Genomic DNA, 19516 nt, shown 5'->3' with positions numbered 1-19516 from the left:
CGGTCTCCACGCCCCAATCGTGGATGTAACGCATTAGTGCAAGTATCTTCCCGTGATCGACTGCTCCGCATGGATGATCTTCGTAGGTGTGCCTTCGAACACCACCTGGCCGCCCTTGCTGCCTCCGTCCGGTCCCATATCGATGATCCAATCTGCTTGGCTGATTACATCAAGGTTGTGCTCGATGACGATCACTGTATTGCCTGCATCCACGAGGCGGTTCATGATCCCCAGAAGGTGACCGATATCGGACATATGCAAGCCGGTCGTCGGCTCGTCCATCACGTAGATGCTGCCCTTCTTATGCAGCTCGCTTGCCAGCTTGATGCGCTGGCATTCCCCGCCCGATAGCGTGCTGAGCGGTTGGCCAAGCGTAATATAGTTCAGCCCTACATCGCTCATCGCTTGCAGCTTGCGGACAACCTCTTTTAGCTCAAAAAAATCCAATGCCTGCTCGACCGTCATCTCCAGCACTTCTGCAATTGATTTGCCGTTCAGCTTGTACGCGAGCACCTCTTCCTTGAACCGTCTGCCTTCGCATACTTCGCATGGCAGCTTCACGCTTTCAAGGAATGCAAGGTCTGTATACACAACACCCAGCCCTTGGCAGTTCTCGCAAGCCCCCTTGGAGTTGAAGCTGAACAAGCTTTGGCTGACCTTGTTCGCGGAAGCAAACGCCTTGCGCACATCATCCATAATGCCCGTGTAGGTCGCGGGATTCGAGCGTGTTGACACTCCTACCGCCGATTGGTCGATGACGATCGCATCCGGATGCTGGCTGAGGAATACTTCGTTAATCAGCGTACTCTTGCCCGAGCCGGCGACACCCGTAACTACTGTCAGCACTCCGGTTGGAATATCTACACTCACGTTCTGCAGGTTGTGCAGAGTGGCATCCTTGATGGACAGCTTGCCGGATGGCTGCCTGCAATCTTGCTTCAGCTGGAGCGGCCGCTTCATATGGGTGCCTGTCAATGTACCTGACTCCAGCAGGCCTTGGCAGCTTCCTTCATACACGATGGTACCTCCGCGGCTGCCGGCGTAAGGCCCGACGTCGACGATATGATCCGCCACCTTGATCACATCGGGATCATGCTCGACGACAATCACGGTATTGCCTTTGTCGCGCAGCTTCTGCAGCAACTCATTTAACCGGTGTACATCACGGGGGTGCAAGCCAACGCTGGGCTCATCGAAGATGTAAGTGACATCCACCAGACTGCCGCTCAGGTGCTTCACCATCTTGACGCGCTGCGACTCGCCGCCGGACAATGTATCCGTCTCACGATCCAGCGTCAAGTAGTCAAGTCCGATATCCACCAGATGCTGCAGCCGCTCTGTTAGCGACTTTATAATCGGCGCGGCGACAGGATCGTTAATCTCCCGAATGACGCGGATAAGCTCCCCGACCTCCATGGAGGACATCTCCGCAATGTTGAGTTCATTGATTCTACAGCTGAGCGCAGCCTGACTGAGTCTCGCACCGTGGCAGCTGGAGCACGAACCTTCGGTGATGAACGGTGCAACGGCTTTTTGCGTGCGCTCGGACTTCGTCTTCACATCCTGCTTGATGTATTTGTTGCTGAACTTCTCAATGACGCCTTCCACAGTAATATTCGTTGCCTTACCGGCGAAATCCATCTTCACTTTCCTTGCCTTGCCGTACAGCAGTTGCTCCAGATCCTCATTCGAATAATCGCTTAGCTTTTTGTCAGGATCGAAGGACCCCGACTGTACGACAATGTTCCAGTCCCAGCTGTTCACCGAATAGTCCGGCAGCATAATGGCCCCTTCATTCAACGACTTTGACATGTCTACCGCCTTGCTCATATCCACGCCCAGCCTGCGACCGATCCCGTTGCACTCTGGACACATGCCTTGCGGATCGTTAAACGAGAACATGTGTGCTTGTCCAACATAGGGCTGACCCACTCGGGAGAAAAGAAGACGGAGAATGGGAGAAATATCGGTAATCGTGCCCATCGTGGAATGGGAACCGCCGCCCAGCCGTTTCTGATCCACAATAACAGCCATGCTCAGGTTCTCGATCGCGTCCGCATCTGGCTGCGGATAGCGCGGCAGGAAATTACGCACGAACATGCTGAAGTTCTCATTCAGCAATCGCGTGGATTCTGCTGCAATCGTATCGAAGACGATAGATGACTTGCCGGATCCGGATACCCCGGTGAAGATCGTGATCTTCCGCTTGGGAATGCGCAGGGATACGTTCTTGAGATTGTTTTCCCTCGCAGCCGAGATTACGATATATTCCTGATTAGATTCGCTTATGACTAACATCCCCTTTGCTCGAATATTGAGGGTGTGTCCGTAAATTATAATTTTGATGATGTGAGATGGCAACCCCTCATGCTCTCCATGTTTCAATCATTTAAATAGTTAGCACCGAATGCGGCTATTGTTCCAACACTTTTTCAAGCTTGCCGCACCATCCACTCCAGCCATACTTAGCACCTTCGAGTCCTTGCGCAGTTGAGATTCCGGTTTGTTCGAGATGAAGGTTAACCTTCCCGTCCCCTACATCCTGCAGCGTCCAGGTGACCGAGTGCTTCTCCCCTGCGCTGGCCCAAGTGTAGGACAACCGGCTTGGTGCGTCCACGATAAGGACTTCGCCCTCAATAATTCCATTCCACCATTCGGTCGGCTGCGTGCGAAACTGAAAACGGTCGGAATCGGATCGACAGCCTTTGCTGGTGGTTAACTTAAACTTTTCCGCTGAAGGTCATAAGGTTCTTCGGATCAAAAAGCGCCCCCTGGTCAATGAACCTGTTGGGGCGCTTCCTTATCCTGCAACTATATTACCGACTTTAATTACCGGTCCGGCTTCATTAAATATTGCACTATTTTTTGTTCTTCCGATCCCTGGCCCTGGAACGATCCCTTGCCTTGGAACACAACTTGGTAACAAACCTGGCCGTCCAACCAGAAGTAGCTGATTAAGCTAAGATCGTCAGAAGCCTTAGGTGAACCATCTAGATTATATGGCTCTGTACGAAGCACTTCCTGCCCCTGAAGAGTTTTATGGCTTTGAGCTTTACACTGTTCCGTTCATCGTCAATTTTCGTAAAAGAAACCCGGCCGTTCTTTTTCATCTTCTGATACATATCCCCGTTTAACATCTGCTTAAATGAAACGCTTTGGATGCCGGAGGCAGCTTTATTGTTCCGATCGCGATCGTCTCGGCTATAAGAGACCGCAAACAGCTTGCGCATGGAATCCTCATCATTTTCTACATGATTGAAATTCGTTTTACGGGAAACATAGGAACGGTTAGCCACAAAATCTCCAGGCAGCTTACGCGGAAAAGCGGCTTTAAAACTAACCAGATCCTGAGCGCGCCGGATATCCTCGGTGTCATACAAAGAGGTCAAGATTTTCCCATGATAATCATTATCTACATGAAGTTGGTTCACATTCGCATCGGGAAATTTCATGGAAGCGATGATTTGCTCCATTTCATTGCTGGACAAGATGTAGGAGCTTAATTCATAGCTTATGCCTTGATCCTTCCAGATATAATAATATCTTTCCGGCTGTCCCTTCCAGGTGGTCATGCGATTTCCCGCTATCCTCCTGATCGGTTCCATCTTGCTCGATTTCGAAAATCTGCTCATATTGTTTCTGGAGATCAGCGCCTGGCTTGATTCTCAAGCTGAAGTTGCCACTACTTTTGCTTATTTTAGTCTCGTACGATAGGCGGACACTCGGCGTAGCATCGAACTGAATGCTCAAATCCCTAAAACCATAGCCTTCTGGAAGCAAAGATGGAACTTTAAATGTAAACGGTGCCACCTTCGCCCCTTTTTCAAGATTATCATATACCTGAAATTCTTCATTGGGAAACAGCATTTCATTCCCGCCGTCTTCGGCATGAACCCAAGCGGAAGCTCCCGCTTCAGATGCTCGCGCATTTGTTAGCGTTGCAAGTCGCCAATTGGGCGACTTAGTTTCCTTCAAGATAATTACAGTTGGATAAGCATTTACTTTACGTTGTTTGAGTACAGCTAATACTTCCCTCTGTTCGATGCAATAAAATTTGCCATCTTTATAGTGAATAAGAAGCGGTGGAAGTGAAAGCATTCATTGTAACCTTAGCCGCCTGTGCAATCAGTTCATTATTATAGGTAGCATCTTTCTTATCTCGGCTGGACAGAATCGCGATGATAATAGGTGCACTATTCGGTGGCCAAACGATAGCTATATCATTTCGTGTTCCGTAGCTCCCGGCTCCTGACTTATCACCAACTTCCCAGTCTGTTGGTACGCCACCGCGGATGAGTTTGTCTCCTGTAGCATTTCCACGCATCCAATCCGTAAGTATTTTACGTTTGTCAGCCGGGAGCGCATTTCCGACTGTGAAAGCCTTAAGATCGGTAGCAAGTGCTTTGGCTGTACTTGTATCACGAATGTCACCAGGAATAGCTTCGTTTAACTCTGTTTCAAAACGATCTGCCTGAGTAACCCGATCACCAATTTGTCTGAGCGCTTTTTCAAATCCTTTAGGTCCATCTAGCTCTTTAAATAAAAGGTTCCCTGCCGTATTATCACTGTAACGAACAGCAGCCTCTGCAATTTCTCCAAGTGTCATCCCGGCAGCTACATGTTTCTCTGTAACAGGTGAATATTCAACTAGATCATCTTTTGTATACGTGATAACTTCGTCAAGTTGATCATTTGAGTTTTGCTGTAACAAAGCTCCTGCAGCCAGAGCTTTGTAGGTAGATGCATAAGCAAACCTTTCATTAGGTCGATAAGCTACTGTCTGGTTTGTACCCGTATCGATCGCATAGACGCCCAGCCGAGCATCAAACTTTTTCTCAAGTTGAGCGAACTCTCTATGAGCTGCATGATTTGCATGTTTGAGTTGCTCTGTTTTTTCGTTTGCTTCTATCTGTAATGATTCACCTGTAAAGAGGTTTACATTTGCAACACTTAAACTGAGTATCCCGACACACATCCCTATTTTTAGTATCCTGATATTTTTCAAAATGATCATTCCTTTCCTAAGAAGTTTGTCCCGCTTCAGGTGACTTCCTATATTGAATCCATTGTTATATTTCTTATTAAACAAAAACCCGGAGAACACCCACTCTTTTTCAAAAGTGTCTATCTTCCGGGTGAATGATTTTATTTTTTGCTATCTACAGGAATCGAAATTTTCTTATTGTAGGTTTTAATATAATGGAATCCGTCCAGCAGCAGGAACTCCGGTTTGTCCGTTGTGTTAAAAGAATACGTCTGCTCCCTTAGAATGTTGCCGTTCTTCAAATCCTACTGTCGTTCTTCGGAAATCGATGATACAGGAATTACTTTGCCGCTAGCTTGTATGGATAAATTGTCCGTTTCCAAGAACGTAAATTGTTTTCTGGCAATGACGATATCATAGCCTGTATCGGTTTTCGTAACGCTTCGAATCCATAACTTTTCATCACCTACTTTAATGGATCGATCGGATGGTGACGCAAGCGAGATGGGTTCTTGTATTTTGTGATACCCTTCAAAATTGACGAGTTCAAGCTCAATGGACTGAATATTGTCTGTAGGGAACGGATTAAATTTCAATTGGAAGTCTGGATTACTTCTCCCTGCTCTAGTCAATCCAACTTCTGTTCCATTCACATAAAGCTTGGTTTTTCCTGAAAATCTTCTTGGGTATTCCTCTAATTCATAATGCCCCTTCACGATGGTGGAAGTTGGCGAAGCCGTAATGGAGTCATAGTGAATCATGCCTTTATCGACAGCGATGGATTCAGAAAGATCCTCTTTAATGATACTCTTCATCGCTTTGTTCGCTTCAAACTCGAAGGAGAGCGGATAGGATATCTTCTCCCCATTATCCAGCCACTCATTGAATGTAAGGGTTAATGTTCGAGAAAATGGACTGACTGGCTCGAATTCGATGTATCCCACGAACTGGCTCTTGTTTTTGCCGGGATTGCCGCCTCCTCCTAGCGGAGCTGAATCAGTCAAGAACCCATTCACTCGTTCAAAGATATAACGTACAAAATCATGGTCAGTATATTCGGTGCCTGCAGGCCGATCAATCGTGTAATACATGCGAAATACATTATCGTCCGCAATCACGCCATTAATGGTAAGGACAGTGCCATCCTTAAGCGTTGTGCTTTTGTTTACCCTTTGTCCGAATCCCTGCCCCATCACTTCAGCAAAGCTGAGAGAGTTCAAGCTGACGCTATTAAACAACTTGCTTCCGTAATAAGCTAAGGCCGGATACTCATATACTCCAACCATGAGAATGAGCGCAGCGGCAACTGATGCAACCCATGCCCGAGCTTTATTCTTGTTTCTTTTTTTGGCGGGAACATTGTGAAGCGCATCTCGAAGTCTGCCTTCAAGGTCTGACGGAGCCTGTATCTGATTCAAGGTCTCTTTATGCTCCTGTAACTTCTCCTCGATCGTTATCATTGCGATCACCTCCGATCATGACTTTCAGTTTTAGTATTCCCTGTGAGATTCTTGACTTAATTGTTCCAAGCGGCGCGCCGGTCATGTCCGTAATCGTCTAATACGGAAGATCATGAACATAACGAAGCTCGATCGCTTCCCGCTGCTGTGCATTTAGATGAGATAGCAGTACTTGCATGTCCATCTCGGACTCTGTATCGCGATATGGATTATCGTTGGTTAATGCAGCAAGTGATGGTGCTCGCTCGTCTTCCAGTGGAAGAAACCGCTCCTTTTTGAGAAGTAATGTTTTGCACCGATTGACGAGAATGGTTTTGCTCCAGCTGTAAAATGCTTCGCCATTTTGCAATTGATCAATCTTTTCATAGAGGGCAACTATCATGTCCTCCATCGCATCCATGGCATCATGCTCGTTACCCATGTATGCATAGGCAAGACGATAATAAGCGTCCTTATCGGCCATGATGAGTTGTAATAATGCTTCCTTGTTGCCTTTTTGGGCGTGTTTGACAAGATGGCTTACTCTCATGTTCACTCCCCTTTTCATAGATAAGAGATCGCAGAGGTTATAAAAGTTCATTTTGTACACAAAAATTAACGATAGATTTGATGACATAAAACAAAAAAACCGCATTCTATGCGGTTTCAGTTGCATGAAGTAAGTTAATTATCTGATAGAGTCTGTACGCCGAGATCCGCAATTTGCCCATTGTCCTCCCAGGTACATGCTGGCGGCGCTGGCCAGGCGGTTGTGCTCAAAAGAGCCGAATACCGCCCAGTGATCCAATTCCACATAAGCGTCATCCAAGTCTTGTTCCGAGACGGAGGACTGGAACTCGGCGAAAACCGCATGATGGCGACAGTAAAGACTTCATCACTATAGAGGACGTCTCCGTTCAAAAATTGCACCCGCCAAAAGTCAGTTATCGTTTGTGGAAATAAAGGCATATGCAAATATTGTAAATAAAATCATTTACTATTTCAATGCTGCAGACTCTTATATCTATTTTCTGTATAAATTTACGTCATCCATTTTATTCGTACTGGGTTAATCATTTAAATGGAAACACTTGACCTTAGGTCTGACCTAAAGTGTATCGTTGAGATAGCAATACGAACTGCAAGTCTTAATAGAGCGGGTTACAAATTCCGAAGGAGGATATGATCATGAATGCGGCGCGGATAACGATTGAACCGATGCAGGCCAAGTACAATCCACAGGTCGGCCGCCTGCTTGTTCACGGGTTTCGCGGGAAATTTCAACACCTTACGAACATGAGCGATGAAGATCTTGCTCTTTTTTTCGAGAAGCTTCTTGAACACATTCCCGCTGAACCGGCAAGTCGAAGGATTGTCGCTCTGGAAGAGGGAGAAGTTATCGGAACATTGTCTATCAAATGGAATGCGAATTCAGAGATAAAGGAAGAAAAGAAACAGCTTCCTTCGTGGAGAAGTTTTAACAGCTTTGGAAAATGGAACTTGCTTAAACTGTTCATCGGGTTATCGTTATTAGACCATAAACCGCAAGCTGGAGAATGTTATATTGCTGCCGTTGTTGTCCATCCCGATCATCGAAGTAAGGGAGTTGGAAAATTGCTATTGGAATGGGCACAGCAGTTTGTTCAAGCAGAGCCAAGCCTGAATATACTAAGCTTGCACGTTTCAGGTAAAAACCCGCGGGCCAAGCATCTGTACGAGCAGTTATCATTCTATACTCATTCGCAAGAAAATAGTATACTAAGTCATTTTTTATTTGATGAATGGAAATGGAACTATATGGTCCTGAGATTGAAATAACTACGAATTTTTCACAAGGAGAAATAAGATGAAAAAGAAAATAACGATTGCCATTATGATCATCGTCCTGTTAATTGGCGGTGCAGGACTTTATATTTTGAAGCAACACAGCTTTGACATGGTTGACCAAGCTGTTGAGATCCAGACGCCCCAGGGCAAGTTGACCGGTACTTTCGTACTGCCTAAAAACTACTCGGACAAGCTGGGATTGGTTTTGTTTATTCATGGCGACGGCCCCATTGACGCCTCCCATGATGATGGCTATAAGCCGCTTTGGGAGCGGTTAGCTTCCCTTGGTTACGCCTCTTTGTCCCTTAACAAAAGAGGAATTAACGGGTCTGAAGGCAACTGGTTGCATCAGAGTATAGATGATCGTGTAGAAGAGGCGCGTCAGGCCATTGCATGGGCAAAAGAGCAGCCGATGATTGACGAGAAACAGGTTGGGGTTTGGGGGGCAAGCCAGGCAGGCTGGGTCATTCCCAAGCTTGCCGAGAAGGAACCGCTCGCATTTAGCCTTCTTCTATCGCCCGCCATTAATTGGATAAGTCAAGGACAATACTATACACGCAAAGAAATGGAGAAAGATGGGTACTCCGAAGCGGAAATTCAAGACAAAGAGGCGTATGACCGGCAAGTGCGCAACCTTTTGGAAAAACATGCTTCCTATGAAGAGTATGTCAAAATCGCTCGCGAAACTAGCCTTATGTCGAAAGACAGATGGACATTTGTCAGCAAAAATTTCTTGTCGGATGCCACCGATGATCTCCGTAATTTCAATTCGCCCGTGCTATTGATTCTGGGTGAAGAAGATCTGCAGGTCGATGTGAAGGATACGGAGCGGGTATATCGCGATATCGTAAAACCCGAGCTGCTGACCGTAGCTGTCTTCCCTGATGCCGATCATTCCATGTTAAGCAAGCAAACGGCGAATTCGAATCTGCGGGCATTTTTCATTAGTCTCTTCGCTCCGAGACAGATTACAATACCGGGTTATATGGATGAAATCGAGCAATTTCTAAAGAATTCAAAAGGATTACGTGAAAAAGCAAGTGTATTATCTAAAAAGGGCAATTTTTAATGAGTGGTAATCATACAGTGTTAAATTTTTCTAAAACGGATAAGGTTACTAAGGGTATCCGTAAAAGAAAACGATAAAAGGCAAATTATCGATAAAAATCAGCAGGCTAACGATGTAAGTTCTTGTCCTTTCCCCGGGACAAGAAACATCGTTAAAACAAAAAAGCCGCGATTTCCGCGACTTTAAATGCGTATATGTTCTTGTCCTCCGACAAACATCTTCCATCTGACTTTTTATATTTTAGCCATGATGGATTTATTTTCTAGAAAAGATGTCATTGACTGCACCCATTAGTGCAGATGGGAGTAAGGTAACGGCGAAAAAGGCCGTAAATGAATTAAATTCTGGTTGGTTATATGGAGTGAACCATTCTGTAAATAGCGTCGAATGAACAATTTTACCCCTTTTTTTCTGTATCTATCATTTCACGGGCTCTCCTTTTTTATTTATCGCTTTGGCCATACAACTGTGCGGCCTCCTGCCTATTATCTCTTTTCCGTATAAAACGCTTCGCCCCTAGGATAACGAGTGAAACAACGATGCCCCCAACAATAATCATACTGACAGAGATTAACCAGGCGAGTCCAGGCTCTGATTCGTGGAAGGTTATGATTGGTCCGCCATATTTATGCGGGAAGATGACAAACCTGATGATTTCTAAGTAGGCAAGGTGAAAACCAATCGACGCCCAGAGACTCCCGGTCCATAGACGGAGCAGCTGCAAACATGTTCCAAAACTTAGAATTAATGTGACATAAAAGACGTTAATGGTGTTTCCGGGAGGAAATCCACAGAGCACTTGAAGCCAGGTAGCTGTAACAGGGACAAGTATAAATAGAATAATTTGAAATAAAACAGCTAGCCAAGCCGCGAATCGATGGCGTAAGAGATCATACAGCATGCCTCGCAATCCTAATTCCTCTGGTAAAGCTTCATATAGAAAAGCAACGATAACATTGGTAATCAGCGCAGCTAGCCACTGATCGGGGGTATGCCATTTTTCAATGACAACCCACCCTTGAGAACTGGCTATGATGAACCCTAATGAAGCCAGTGCAGTTGCCAAGAGAACCCCAGTCATAAAGTGAGGAAGCCTTTTCCAGGAGTATACTGATGGTTTGGATTGAACACCAGTGATCTTATAGACATGCGGATACAAATACAAAATTATCGGAACAACCAGCCCGCTCATTACAATACCCTGAACGAACGTTCGAGAATTTCCTGATAGGCCGAGCAACTGGTTAGCAGCATCACCGGCAAGACCAGCTAGGAACAGACTCACGACTAATGTTGACCATCCGGCCAGCACCAAAAGTATCCATTTTTTATCTTTCATTTGACGAGTTCTCCTTTTTTTATCACCTTGTCCATACAACTGCGCGGCCTCCTATAAGTCCTTTCTCGTGAACAGCTGTACAGTTACGTAATAGGAAGCAATGAACAACAGTAAGATACCGATCAGGATTAGAAATAACGTTGGGTCACTGCTGAAGCCTCTCTCGTTTATCATATTCATAAAAATAGCCGTAGGCTGACTAAGAGCAATTAGAATTATCAAGAATACGACATTAATAATAGTGTTTCCTTTTTTACTAAGTGCGTAAAAAAGCGGCAAATAGATGGAAGCTAGAACAAGCGCTATGCCTACTGGGCCCAGTATGTCCATGACTGAATAGTCTGGCTTGTTAAGCTCTGGGACTGCTAGTTTGACGATAGAGTGAATCCCGTAAGAAGCAAGAACTCCAAAAAGTGTATAAATGATGGCCGTTATGTATTTGGCTTTAATAATATGCTTGCGGCTAATCGGCAGCGTAACCAGAAAATTATGATTATGGTTTTTGATATCGCTCATCGTACCGAGACTAAGGGTGGCGAAAGCGGTATAGATACCCACAAGGTGAATAGACGATGAAAGACTTGGTATAAAAGCGGCACTGAATACAGCAAGATACATGAGACTCATCCATAGTGAGCTTTTTAAAGCGATGAAGTCTTTACGAAGCAAGTTAAGCATAAATGCGTCCTCCCTTGCGTCCTCCCTTGGCGGTGAAATACATGATGTCTTCTAAGGATGGTGTGTCAAAAACAGCATAATTCCCGAACAATTGTTCAGCCTCCTGTCTATTATCTACTAAACCCTCAAAGCCAACAGCCGTTTCGCGAATCCCGACAAATTTGTTTCGAATATCCGAATCGAGCAGCTCTGAGTCGCCTTTTACGATGGCGTATCTCTCGAGCACTTCATCTTTTGCTTCATTGAAAACGAGCTTTCCACGATTGATGAAAGCAATGTAGTCGGCAATCCGATCCAGATCCGTTGTGATATGGGTCGAGAAGATAATCGAATTTCTCTCGTCCTGCATCATATCCGCAAGCAGATCGAGCATTTCCCTTCGAAACACAGGATCCAGTCCAGAGGTAGGTTCATCCATGATTAAGAGCTCTGCTTCATGCGATAAGGCAACGGCAAGGGAAAACTTGACTTTCATCCCCTTGGATAACTGTTCGATCTTCTTCTTGGGGGACAACTCGAATTGTTCAAGATAGCTGTTAAACTTCTTTTCGTTCCACTTCTTATAGAAAGGTGCGATCATCTTCTTCGTGTCACGAATCGTCAGATGCTCATAATAGAAGCAGTCATCCGACACAATGCCAATGCGCTGCTTAATGTCAACTTCTTGTTTAGGCATATCGGTGCCCAGTATTTTGATGCTCCCCGAGTCAGGACGAATGATGCCAAGCATCATCTTGATCAATGTGCTTTTGCCAACGCCATTCGGACCAATCAGACCGGTAATGTAGCCTTGTTTCACATCCAAAGATATATTATCGACAGTAAATTGAGAGTATGTTTTTGTTAAATTGCGTAATTCTATTGCATTCATGGTGCCTCTTCCTCCTCGAACAATAAAGTCAGATGATCGATTACATCTTGTTGACTCATGCTTAATTCCTTGCTTTCCTGAATGAGTTCCATCATTTTTTCTTCAAGTTGTTTCATGCGCTGCTCCCGAATAAAATCTTTATTTGCTCCCGATACGAAACAACCCTTGCCTTTGACAGAGTCGATTAGCTTCTCTTTCTCCAACTCTTCATAAGCACGCTTGGTCGTAATGACGCTCACTTGCAAATCCTTGGCCAGCTGCCTGATGGAAGGGAGGCTGTCGCCTGCACGCAATTCACCGCTCAGGATGCTCTGTCTGATCTGGTTCCTAATCTGTATGTAAATCGGATCGTTCGATGCATTGGATATGATGATATTCAGGTTCCCTCACCTCGCTGCCGTCAATAGAGTGGCTACTGTATATATATACTATATACACTATTCACTTATGCGTCAATTGAAAAATGCGCAACCATTGCTTACCGCCATCTTTATATACCTGCAAAAATAGGCCAACCAGAAATTCTGATTGGCCTAATCATACGAAAAGCCGCGTTTTACGCGGCATGTAATGTCTCCATGTTCTTGTCAACCGACATCAGTATTCCTCCAGCTGCCCATTTTATCGGGTCAAGTGCCCTTTTTCCAATCTCGGCATATTGTAAATTATTCCGAGCGAAGGCTTCCAAAGCGAGTTTTACAAGAAGAGGGTTGTTCACAATGCATTGCCCCTCAAAAGATTAGGAGGAAAACCAACCATGACATGCCATCAAACTTACGTTCAACCGGTCGGCTTGCAGGGTTCCGATCCGTCCGAGCAAGCACTCGAGCAGTCGAATATTCAAATTAGACCTCGCGATGACGTATTTCACGAGTCCCATTCTACCTGGCACCATATTCCTCATCATCACGGACACCATCCCGGAATGTGTCATCCTTGGGGGGACGAACAGCAAGCCGTAATGGCTCATCCCGGGGAGAACGTGCACTTTCCTGCGATGGTTCAGCCCCTGGAGCATGTGCACCCCGATATGGTTCACCCCTGGGAGCATGCTCACTATCCGTCCATGAACCATCCTTTCATGCAGCATCCATGGGATCCGCATATGGATGACTACCTTCATTCTTATCTATCTTCCGGGTGGGATTGCTGCCCTGTCGACTACCATCATGATTGGTTCCATCCATGGGACCATCCCCACGCGCATGGCCATCATCCGTGGGATCACCATCATTGGTAAGAGGAATCCGGTTGAAAGAGCGGGGTTCATCGCTAACGACATGACGGTTTGCGTCAATGTTGTTAGCGATGATTCTTTTATTTTAACGGCTCAAGCTGCCCGCCAATCGCAATCGGTGACGATAGGGACCGATCGGTATGAAAATCAGTCCCGTCTCATCCCGGGAAGCCGTCCGATAAAGCGCATCGCTGGAATTGGCGTCAAACGCGAGAAGCGGACGGCCTCCCATCCCGAGGGCGGATGCTGCCAGCAATAATCGGTGTACGAGCATCCCGGCCTCCATTTGCTGTATACGGTATCCCCGCTTGCCGAGCTGCGATTGCAAGAACCCCCTCTTCCCTGCCACATGCAAGCAGAGCGGAACTTGAAACAAATTGATATTGGGAACCGACATTCCCTCCTGCATCCGTTGCCGGTGATCTCCAAGGCACACCGACCGCAGCGAATGCGAGGCGCCATCGTAACGATAGGCGCCATCCGGAACGTCTTCGACTCCGTAGAAGCAGCCATACAGGCATACGCGGGGTTCCGCCCGCTCCTGCGGGCCATCCAGGTCGTTGCGATACGTGAAGGAAGCCGTTGCTTCCCGAAGCAGAGCGGCAAGCCGTGAGAGACCGATCGGCTTCAAGACAAATTCCGTCTCGGGCGAGAACCGGCTGCGGCACACCGCCGCCAAATCATACGACAAGCGGTCTACAGGCGGCAGAGGCAGTGTGAGCGCTTGATCCGGGATTGCTTGCTCATCTGACCGGATCTGACGAAACAATCGCGCCGAATCCAGTCGGGACGCAGCACTCATCTGAAGCAGCAGCGGATAATCTGCGATCCGCCGTGACCTGACATAGTGATCATGACTGATTGGCGACAACTCCCGGCACAGATCGGAGGCGGACACCGTGTCCTCCTCCTCGTTCCCGCTTTCCACCCACCGGATCGCGGGTTCCGTCGATAACGGGATTACCGCATACACGCTCTCCTCCTGTTCCGATAGTCCGAGCAGATGATTGATGGTTTGATCGAGAAATTGAAAATGCACGACAGACGAAAATCCGAATCGTTTCGCGATTTCGAGCAGCTGTCCGATCACAACGCCGGCGTCCAGTCCCTGCAGCCGGAAGGCAAAATTATTGTATTTGTAAAAGTTTTTCCAGTAAACGGTAGATACGAACGCGGCACCGAAGCAACCGTTCGCCTCAGAGCGATGACCGAGCGACCTCGTCAAAAAATCATCGAAATTCCCTTCGCGCAGCAACGCCAACCGATGATGCGCCGCATCGTAATGGTATACGCCGGCAGGCAATTCGCCAAGCTTCAGATAGAGATACAGTTCGCTCGGATATAGCCCGCCTCCGGAAGCAACGAAGCGCCGGCACATCTGCAAGACGCCTCCCGATTCTTCCGATGGATCCCGTTCCATGACGGATTGGGTCAATTGGGCAAGCCCGTATACATAGTAGAGGAAATGCCCGATATCGCGAAGGCTGGGCACACCGGGCGTATCCCTGCCTTCGAGCGTTGCCGGCACTTCCCTGGATAGCGGAAACATCGGCAAGCCGCGATAAAGCTTGTAAGGAAGTGGCGCGTCATCCCAATCCGTCTCCCAATCCAAGGGCTTGACCTTATCCGGATCATATTGCAAACGGTGAAGAAAATCGTCCAGATTCATCAGACTCATCGCTTTCCTCCCTGGCATCAACCGCACCGCCCCATAGCCGTACTTTATGGGAACGGGTGCGGATATGGATTAAGCTGCTCGGGCGACAAGGGCTCCAGCGTATAAGACAGCTCCGCAGGGACCCTGAGCACCCTATCCAGTCCCGTCACACGGATGAGATGCTGCCCGAACGTCATCGGCAGCATGCCGGGAATGAGTACTTTCACGCAATAGAGTCCGTTGCGGCGCGTCTCCGGAGTCGTCTGGTCGACCACGATCACTTCAAGATTCAAGTGGCGAAAAACATCCAACATGGCCTTCAGATCATCGGTCAGATCGGCGTTCCAGCCCTTCGGTTCAAACGCTTCGGCGAACGTTTGCATCGGACGATCGTCATTCAGCAGAAAATCGAGCCGTTCCTCGGCCTGTTTCAACCCGTACAGCATGGAGTGGTCCTCCATCTGAACGACCTGGTATGGATCGAGAAGCATCCGTTCATACTGCTGACGGTTTTCCTCGAATTTCTCGCTGACCGTGAGCAGCATGCCCGCCACCTCGTGGATCGCGCTCTTTGCCGCGCGGATCGGATCTGGATGGGCGCCCGCCGCGCAAATGAGGTTCACGCCCCGCTCTTTCTTGTTTTTCGCGAGCGCCCACACGCTTGGTATGCCATGCTCCATAGTCGACTTATACAAATACACGTCATAGCCCGCCACGGCCTCCAAACGATCCGTCATCCATCTCAATTCCCGGTCCGGGACCGAGCGGAGATCCAGGCGAGGCAGGGGCAGCCGCGCATACCAGGTCATGAGGAAGGAGTCGCGCTCCACCACTTCCAGCATCCCGTAGAAGATCGCTTCCTCCAGACTGCCGCCCAACGCGCAGCCATTTGACGTTTCATAGACGAATCCGTGTCCGCAGCCCGCACTGTAATAGGCCAGCAGCTCCGGTACGAGAATCGGACGCTCCTGCAGGAACGAATAGCCCCATACCCAATCGATCGGCCGTTCGGGATCGAAGGGCTTGAACGGGAAGCAGGAGCGTTCATACTGTTCCTTCGCATGGACGCCTACACGGAGAGGATCGAGCGCCCGGTCCTGTACATTGCGGAAACTGTCATGAACGACGGTTCGTTTGCCGCGGGGAGACAGACCGCAATAACGCTCCAAACCCTCCAGGATGGCCGTCATTTCGCTATCCGCATAGGAGTGAGTCCGGCCTGCGCAAGCCTCATCTCCGCCGAACAAGGGCAAATTGATGCTCGCATCGGCGAAAGGAGACACAAGGTCAACCATTTTCCCGTTCAGAAAACCGGTCCTGGTATCCAGGTATTCTGTGGACAACACATCCTTCAGCTCATTTAGAGAACGGCTGCGATACGTTTCGGCGCTGATTTTCAGGCTTGGCTGCAGCGTAATGCGGGCCATCTGCGCATCATCTTCCGGCAATCGGCCGCAGATCGGACACAGCGGATCGGGCAGGAAGAAGTGCGACGAGCTTTTCAGCGTATGCAGATCGATCAAGTACATCCGGCTTTCCGTCTCCGGCTGTACGCCCTCCAGCATCTTCACGGCTTCTGCCGCAACAAGGTGCGCCACCTGCAATAATCCCGTGCGAGACGCCCAAGCGTCCCGGGCAATTCCCCCATGCGACGCCAGCTTCTGCTGTAGGCCCCACGATTCCCTGCGGTCGCTTCCCGCCAGCAGGAGGCGGGTATTTGCGCATTGCGAGCATCCTTGTCCCTCCGGGCGAACCAGCGGACCGACAATCCCTTCTCCGAATGCAACAAAGCCGCGCAGCCAGGGCGTTCCCGATTGTCGGAACCGCTCCTCTGCCGCAGGATGAACGGACGGATCCCAAGCATCGTTCAAGACGAGCGCCAAGTCTCCCGTTGCCGCTTCTCCGGACTCCATGCTCCTCTGCCAGACCAGCCGATAGCGGTCATCGGCAGACAATTGCTTGATTACCAAATCCGCGAGCTGTCCTTCCCCGATGACCGTCACGATCGCGCTCAATGCATCTCCTCCTCTCGCAGCGATACGCCAAACACGCCTGCCAGCTCTTCTTGCATAAACGGTTCTGCCGACAAATCAACGACCGCGATTCGCTTGCGGTTCCCTTGCAGAATCTGCCGGACGGACTGCAGCATCATGCCGTATTCCGACTCATCGAAGCCGGGGATCGTCAGACTTTGCGGCAAGGCATCTTCCACCTTGACCGAAGTGCGCTCCAGTATTTGGCCTTGGATGTCCGCCGCATCGTTTTGGATTTTCATCAGCGCCTGCCGGAGCGCTTCTCGCAGCGCCATCGTGCGGTTGACTCCGACTCCGCCGTACCAGTACCCGTTCGTACCGACCCAGATGACCGGAAAGCCCGCCGCTTCTTGTCCCAGTCCGATTACCGGGGCGTCCTGCATCGTCTCCAATGCGCGCAAGCAATAGCGGCAAAAATCGTCCTCAACCTTGCTTAATGTGATGCGATACACGGAGGGCAGACTGGAATCGGAACGACTTTTCAGCTCCTCGAACAGACATTTCCGAAGTCCGCGCAGGATCGCTTCCGCTGCTGTCTCTCCCGCTCCGATCCCTACATATTCATGTGGTTGCAAGTCGAGCAGGCTTGCGGAATCCGGCTGCGCAGATTTGGCCGCCTTCAGCACCCCGGCCAGTCGCGATACGTACGCCTCAATGCCGGCTAAGCCCGCTTCCCTCCTTGCTTCATGGTGCGTCATTCCCATACAGACGATCTGCGGCAGCAGCTCGGCGGGGCCTTCCGACAGCGGGTCGACTGCCTGGACGCGACACTGCGAGAGCGGAAGCTGCTTCGAGTCCCCTTCCTCCCAACGGTGAAGAATGCCGGTCTTCGCCGAAGTCAAGCGATAGAAATAGGAAAGGAGACGGTCTGCTTCCTGCCGATCCTTACGTTGATCAAACGGAAGGCCGAACGGATCCGTAGGTTCGGCCGGGCGAAGACCCCTGACCAGCGGATGAGGAAGTACCGACTGCCACTCGCCTTCTAATGTTTCCGGATTCAGCAGGAACAGCTGTCCGTTCAATTCCGAAGAGGTCGTCCCCGACACGGTCTTAAGCCATTCGAATACGACCACATTCGCGAGCATGGCTTCCGGCGTTGAAGAGACGGCGGTCGGCCGATCCGCATCGCCAAGCGCGGTTCGGTGAATCCTGCGCCATGCGGATTCGAAGCAGACGTCCGAATCCGGGTGCACCAACGGCCCTGCTATGCCCGCCTGTCGCAAGTAGATGGCAGGTATCAGCAGCTTCTTCGCGTCCCTGCAGGCCGCGTGCAGTGCTCTAAGCTCTCCTGGATCGTCATCCTGAGCGACGTATAGAACGGAATCTGCGAGCCGCACGACTTCCGGCCAATCGAGGAAGCCGTCATTCGACGGACAGATCTCCTCGACCTCGATCTCGCTGTCCAATAGACGGGCGGTCGCCGTCAGCTCGGAGATCCGCTGGCGATCCGTGGTCGCCCGGTTCGTGATCAGCATGCGAAACCGGGGCAATCCGGATTCCAACAAGGCCGCAACGAGGGAGACAAATATCGGACCGGAACCAACCGCAATCGGATTAGCCTGGCGATAGGTTTGAAAGCGGTAAGCGCCCGAACCGCCCAAGCTGTCCAGAAATTCGATCTGTGCGGCATATTTCCGTTCTACCGCTTCCGGGAGGCTGTGCGGGCGGTCTTGGCTGGAATCCCGGACAAAGCCGTTATTGAGCAGTACTTCCGCAATTTCATAAACCCGTAACCTGTACGGTTCCGGCAACCCGTCCGTCAGCTCCGCCATGGAATAATCCCCGCTCAACATGGGCATCAATTTTTCAATCCACCGATCGATCATGTCGCCTTCCATTCGGAACGAACCCGTATTGTTGCGAAAGTAGACGCCACCATTTGCATCGGGGAGAAAGAACGTATCCCCTTTCACTTTCAGACGCATAGAAGGATTCAAGTTTTTATTCCTCCTTAAGGTTTTGCCGGAGGAAAAACCGCATTGTACGCAGGACTTCGGTTTCCCCTCGCTTTTAAGTTATGTAGAGCGTTTTGTCCTTCATGCCTGCAACAAAAAAAGGAACAGCCCCTGCAGGACGAAACATCTGCAGGGGCATATCGTTTTTGCGGATCGCCAAGCGAGCTTTTCGGTACTCAGCGGCAGCGAGCGCAGCTCCCGCAACGTGCGCAGTTACTGCAGTGGGCACAGTTGAAGCAGTTACTGCAGCGGAAGCAGTTGCTGCAGCGGAAACAGTTGCCGCATGAACAAAACCCGCCGCAAAAGCCTACACAAAAAAAGCAAAAGCCAACACATAAGCGGGGATCCCCCGGACCTCCCTGATTTTGCCCCGACGCAGGCGTCATCCCCGTCGAACTGAACTTGCCGACATTCAAGTTTTGCAGAT

General features: G+C 49.2%; 15 protein-coding genes and 3 pseudogenes. 3 read left to right on the top strand and 15 right to left on the bottom strand.

The window, feature by feature from the left end:
• Nucleotides 1–33 precede the first annotated feature (33 nt).
• The 7 genes and pseudogenes from NNL35_RS17795 to NNL35_RS17765 form a co-directional block, all read right to left on the bottom strand.
• Nucleotides 34–2289 (bottom strand): ATP-binding cassette domain-containing protein, encoded by a 2256-nt coding sequence (locus NNL35_RS17795; protein WP_040730699.1) that lies wholly within the window; start codon nt 2287–2289, stop codon nt 34–36.
• A 124-nt stretch (nt 2290–2413) separates the two neighbouring features.
• Nucleotides 2414–2683: pseudogene (locus NNL35_RS17790) on the bottom strand (SRPBCC family protein); the annotation flags it as partial.
• A 307-nt stretch (nt 2684–2990) separates the two neighbouring features.
• Nucleotides 2991–3488, bottom strand: a complete 498-nt coding sequence (locus tag NNL35_RS17785) for a hypothetical protein (RefSeq protein WP_254553626.1) — start codon at nt 3486–3488, stop codon at nt 2991–2993.
• A 16-nt stretch (nt 3489–3504) separates the two neighbouring features.
• Nucleotides 3505–4098 (bottom strand): hypothetical protein, encoded by a 594-nt coding sequence (locus NNL35_RS17780; RefSeq protein WP_138985617.1) that lies wholly within the window; start codon nt 4096–4098, stop codon nt 3505–3507.
• Entirely contained in the window at nt 4064–5014 is a 951-nt protein-coding gene (gene bla / locus NNL35_RS17775) for a class A beta-lactamase (protein WP_040730670.1), read from the bottom strand. Before bla ends, NNL35_RS17780 begins: the two co-directional genes overlap by 35 nt.
• A gap of 275 nt (nt 5015–5289) precedes the next feature.
• Nucleotides 5290–6444, bottom strand: coding sequence for a DUF4179 domain-containing protein (locus NNL35_RS17770; protein ID WP_337999296.1), 1155 nt, complete (start codon nt 6442–6444; stop codon nt 5290–5292).
• Nucleotides 6410–6973 (bottom strand): annotated as a pseudogene (locus tag NNL35_RS17765) (sigma-70 family RNA polymerase sigma factor). The gene NNL35_RS17770 and the pseudogene NNL35_RS17765 overlap by 35 nt, the downstream one beginning before the upstream one ends.
• A gap of 638 nt (nt 6974–7611) precedes the next feature.
• Between NNL35_RS17765 and NNL35_RS17760 the strand changes: the two are divergent.
• On the top strand, nt 7612–8241 hold the full coding sequence (locus tag NNL35_RS17760; RefSeq protein WP_006676093.1) for a GNAT family N-acetyltransferase: 630 nt from the start codon (nt 7612–7614) through the stop codon (nt 8239–8241).
• Between the two features lie 28 nt (nt 8242–8269).
• The gene (locus NNL35_RS17755) at nt 8270–9319 is read left to right on the top strand and encodes an alpha/beta hydrolase family protein (protein WP_006676094.1); all 1050 of its coding nucleotides are present in this window, start codon (nt 8270–8272) and stop codon (nt 9317–9319) included.
• Nucleotides 9320–9574: 255 nt separating this feature from the next.
• On the opposite strand, the pseudogene NNL35_RS17750 reads toward NNL35_RS17755, so the two are convergent.
• The 5 genes and pseudogenes from NNL35_RS17750 to NNL35_RS17730 form a co-directional block, all read right to left on the bottom strand.
• A pseudogene (locus NNL35_RS17750) lies at nt 9575–9715 on the bottom strand (YfzA family protein); the annotation flags it as partial.
• Nucleotides 9716–9761: 46 nt separating this feature from the next.
• Nucleotides 9762–10697 (bottom strand): CPBP family intramembrane glutamic endopeptidase, encoded by a 936-nt coding sequence (locus NNL35_RS17745; protein WP_238535307.1) that lies wholly within the window; start codon nt 10695–10697, stop codon nt 9762–9764.
• Between the two features lie 12 nt (nt 10698–10709).
• Nucleotides 10710–11336 (bottom strand): ABC-2 transporter permease, encoded by a 627-nt coding sequence (locus NNL35_RS17740; protein ID WP_006676097.1) that lies wholly within the window; start codon nt 11334–11336, stop codon nt 10710–10712.
• Nucleotides 11329–12207, bottom strand: a complete 879-nt coding sequence (locus NNL35_RS17735) for an ABC transporter ATP-binding protein (protein WP_006676098.1) — start codon at nt 12205–12207, stop codon at nt 11329–11331. The genes NNL35_RS17740 and NNL35_RS17735 overlap by 8 nt, the downstream gene beginning before the upstream one ends.
• On the bottom strand, nt 12204–12587 hold the full coding sequence (locus NNL35_RS17730) for a GntR family transcriptional regulator (protein ID WP_040730674.1): 384 nt from the start codon (nt 12585–12587) through the stop codon (nt 12204–12206). Before NNL35_RS17730 ends, NNL35_RS17735 begins: the two co-directional genes overlap by 4 nt.
• 377 nt (nt 12588–12964) lie before the next feature.
• On the opposite strand from NNL35_RS17730, the gene NNL35_RS17725 reads away from it, so the two are divergent.
• Nucleotides 12965–13447: a hypothetical protein gene (locus tag NNL35_RS17725; protein ID WP_138985618.1), complete on the top strand. Its 483-nt coding sequence runs from the start codon at nt 12965–12967 to the stop codon at nt 13445–13447.
• Between the two features lie 82 nt (nt 13448–13529).
• Here NNL35_RS17725 and NNL35_RS17720 read toward each other — a convergent pair whose 3' ends face one another.
• The 3 genes from NNL35_RS17720 to NNL35_RS17710 are packed head-to-tail and all read right to left on the bottom strand — an operon-like array spanning nt 13530 to nt 19071.
• Nucleotides 13530–15122: a SagB family peptide dehydrogenase gene (locus NNL35_RS17720; protein ID WP_006676101.1), complete on the bottom strand. Its 1593-nt coding sequence runs from the start codon at nt 15120–15122 to the stop codon at nt 13530–13532.
• A gap of 44 nt (nt 15123–15166) precedes the next feature.
• Nucleotides 15167–17116, bottom strand: coding sequence for a TOMM precursor leader peptide-binding protein (locus NNL35_RS17715; RefSeq protein WP_006676102.1), 1950 nt, complete (start codon nt 17114–17116; stop codon nt 15167–15169).
• Nucleotides 17113–19071 carry a putative thiazole-containing bacteriocin maturation protein gene (locus tag NNL35_RS17710; protein ID WP_040730677.1) on the bottom strand — a complete coding sequence of 653 codons (1959 nt, stop codon included), beginning with the start codon at nt 19069–19071 and terminating at the stop codon, nt 17113–17115. The genes NNL35_RS17715 and NNL35_RS17710 overlap by 4 nt, the downstream gene beginning before the upstream one ends.
• Between the last annotated feature and the right edge of the window lie 445 nt (nt 19072–19516).

This window comes from Paenibacillus dendritiformis, from assembly GCF_945605565.1.
Lineage (GTDB): Bacteria > Bacillota > Bacilli > Paenibacillales > Paenibacillaceae > Paenibacillus_B > Paenibacillus_B dendritiformis_A.
Note: the sequence above shows the minus strand (reverse complement) of the source record. Positions and strands in the feature narration are given on the sequence as shown.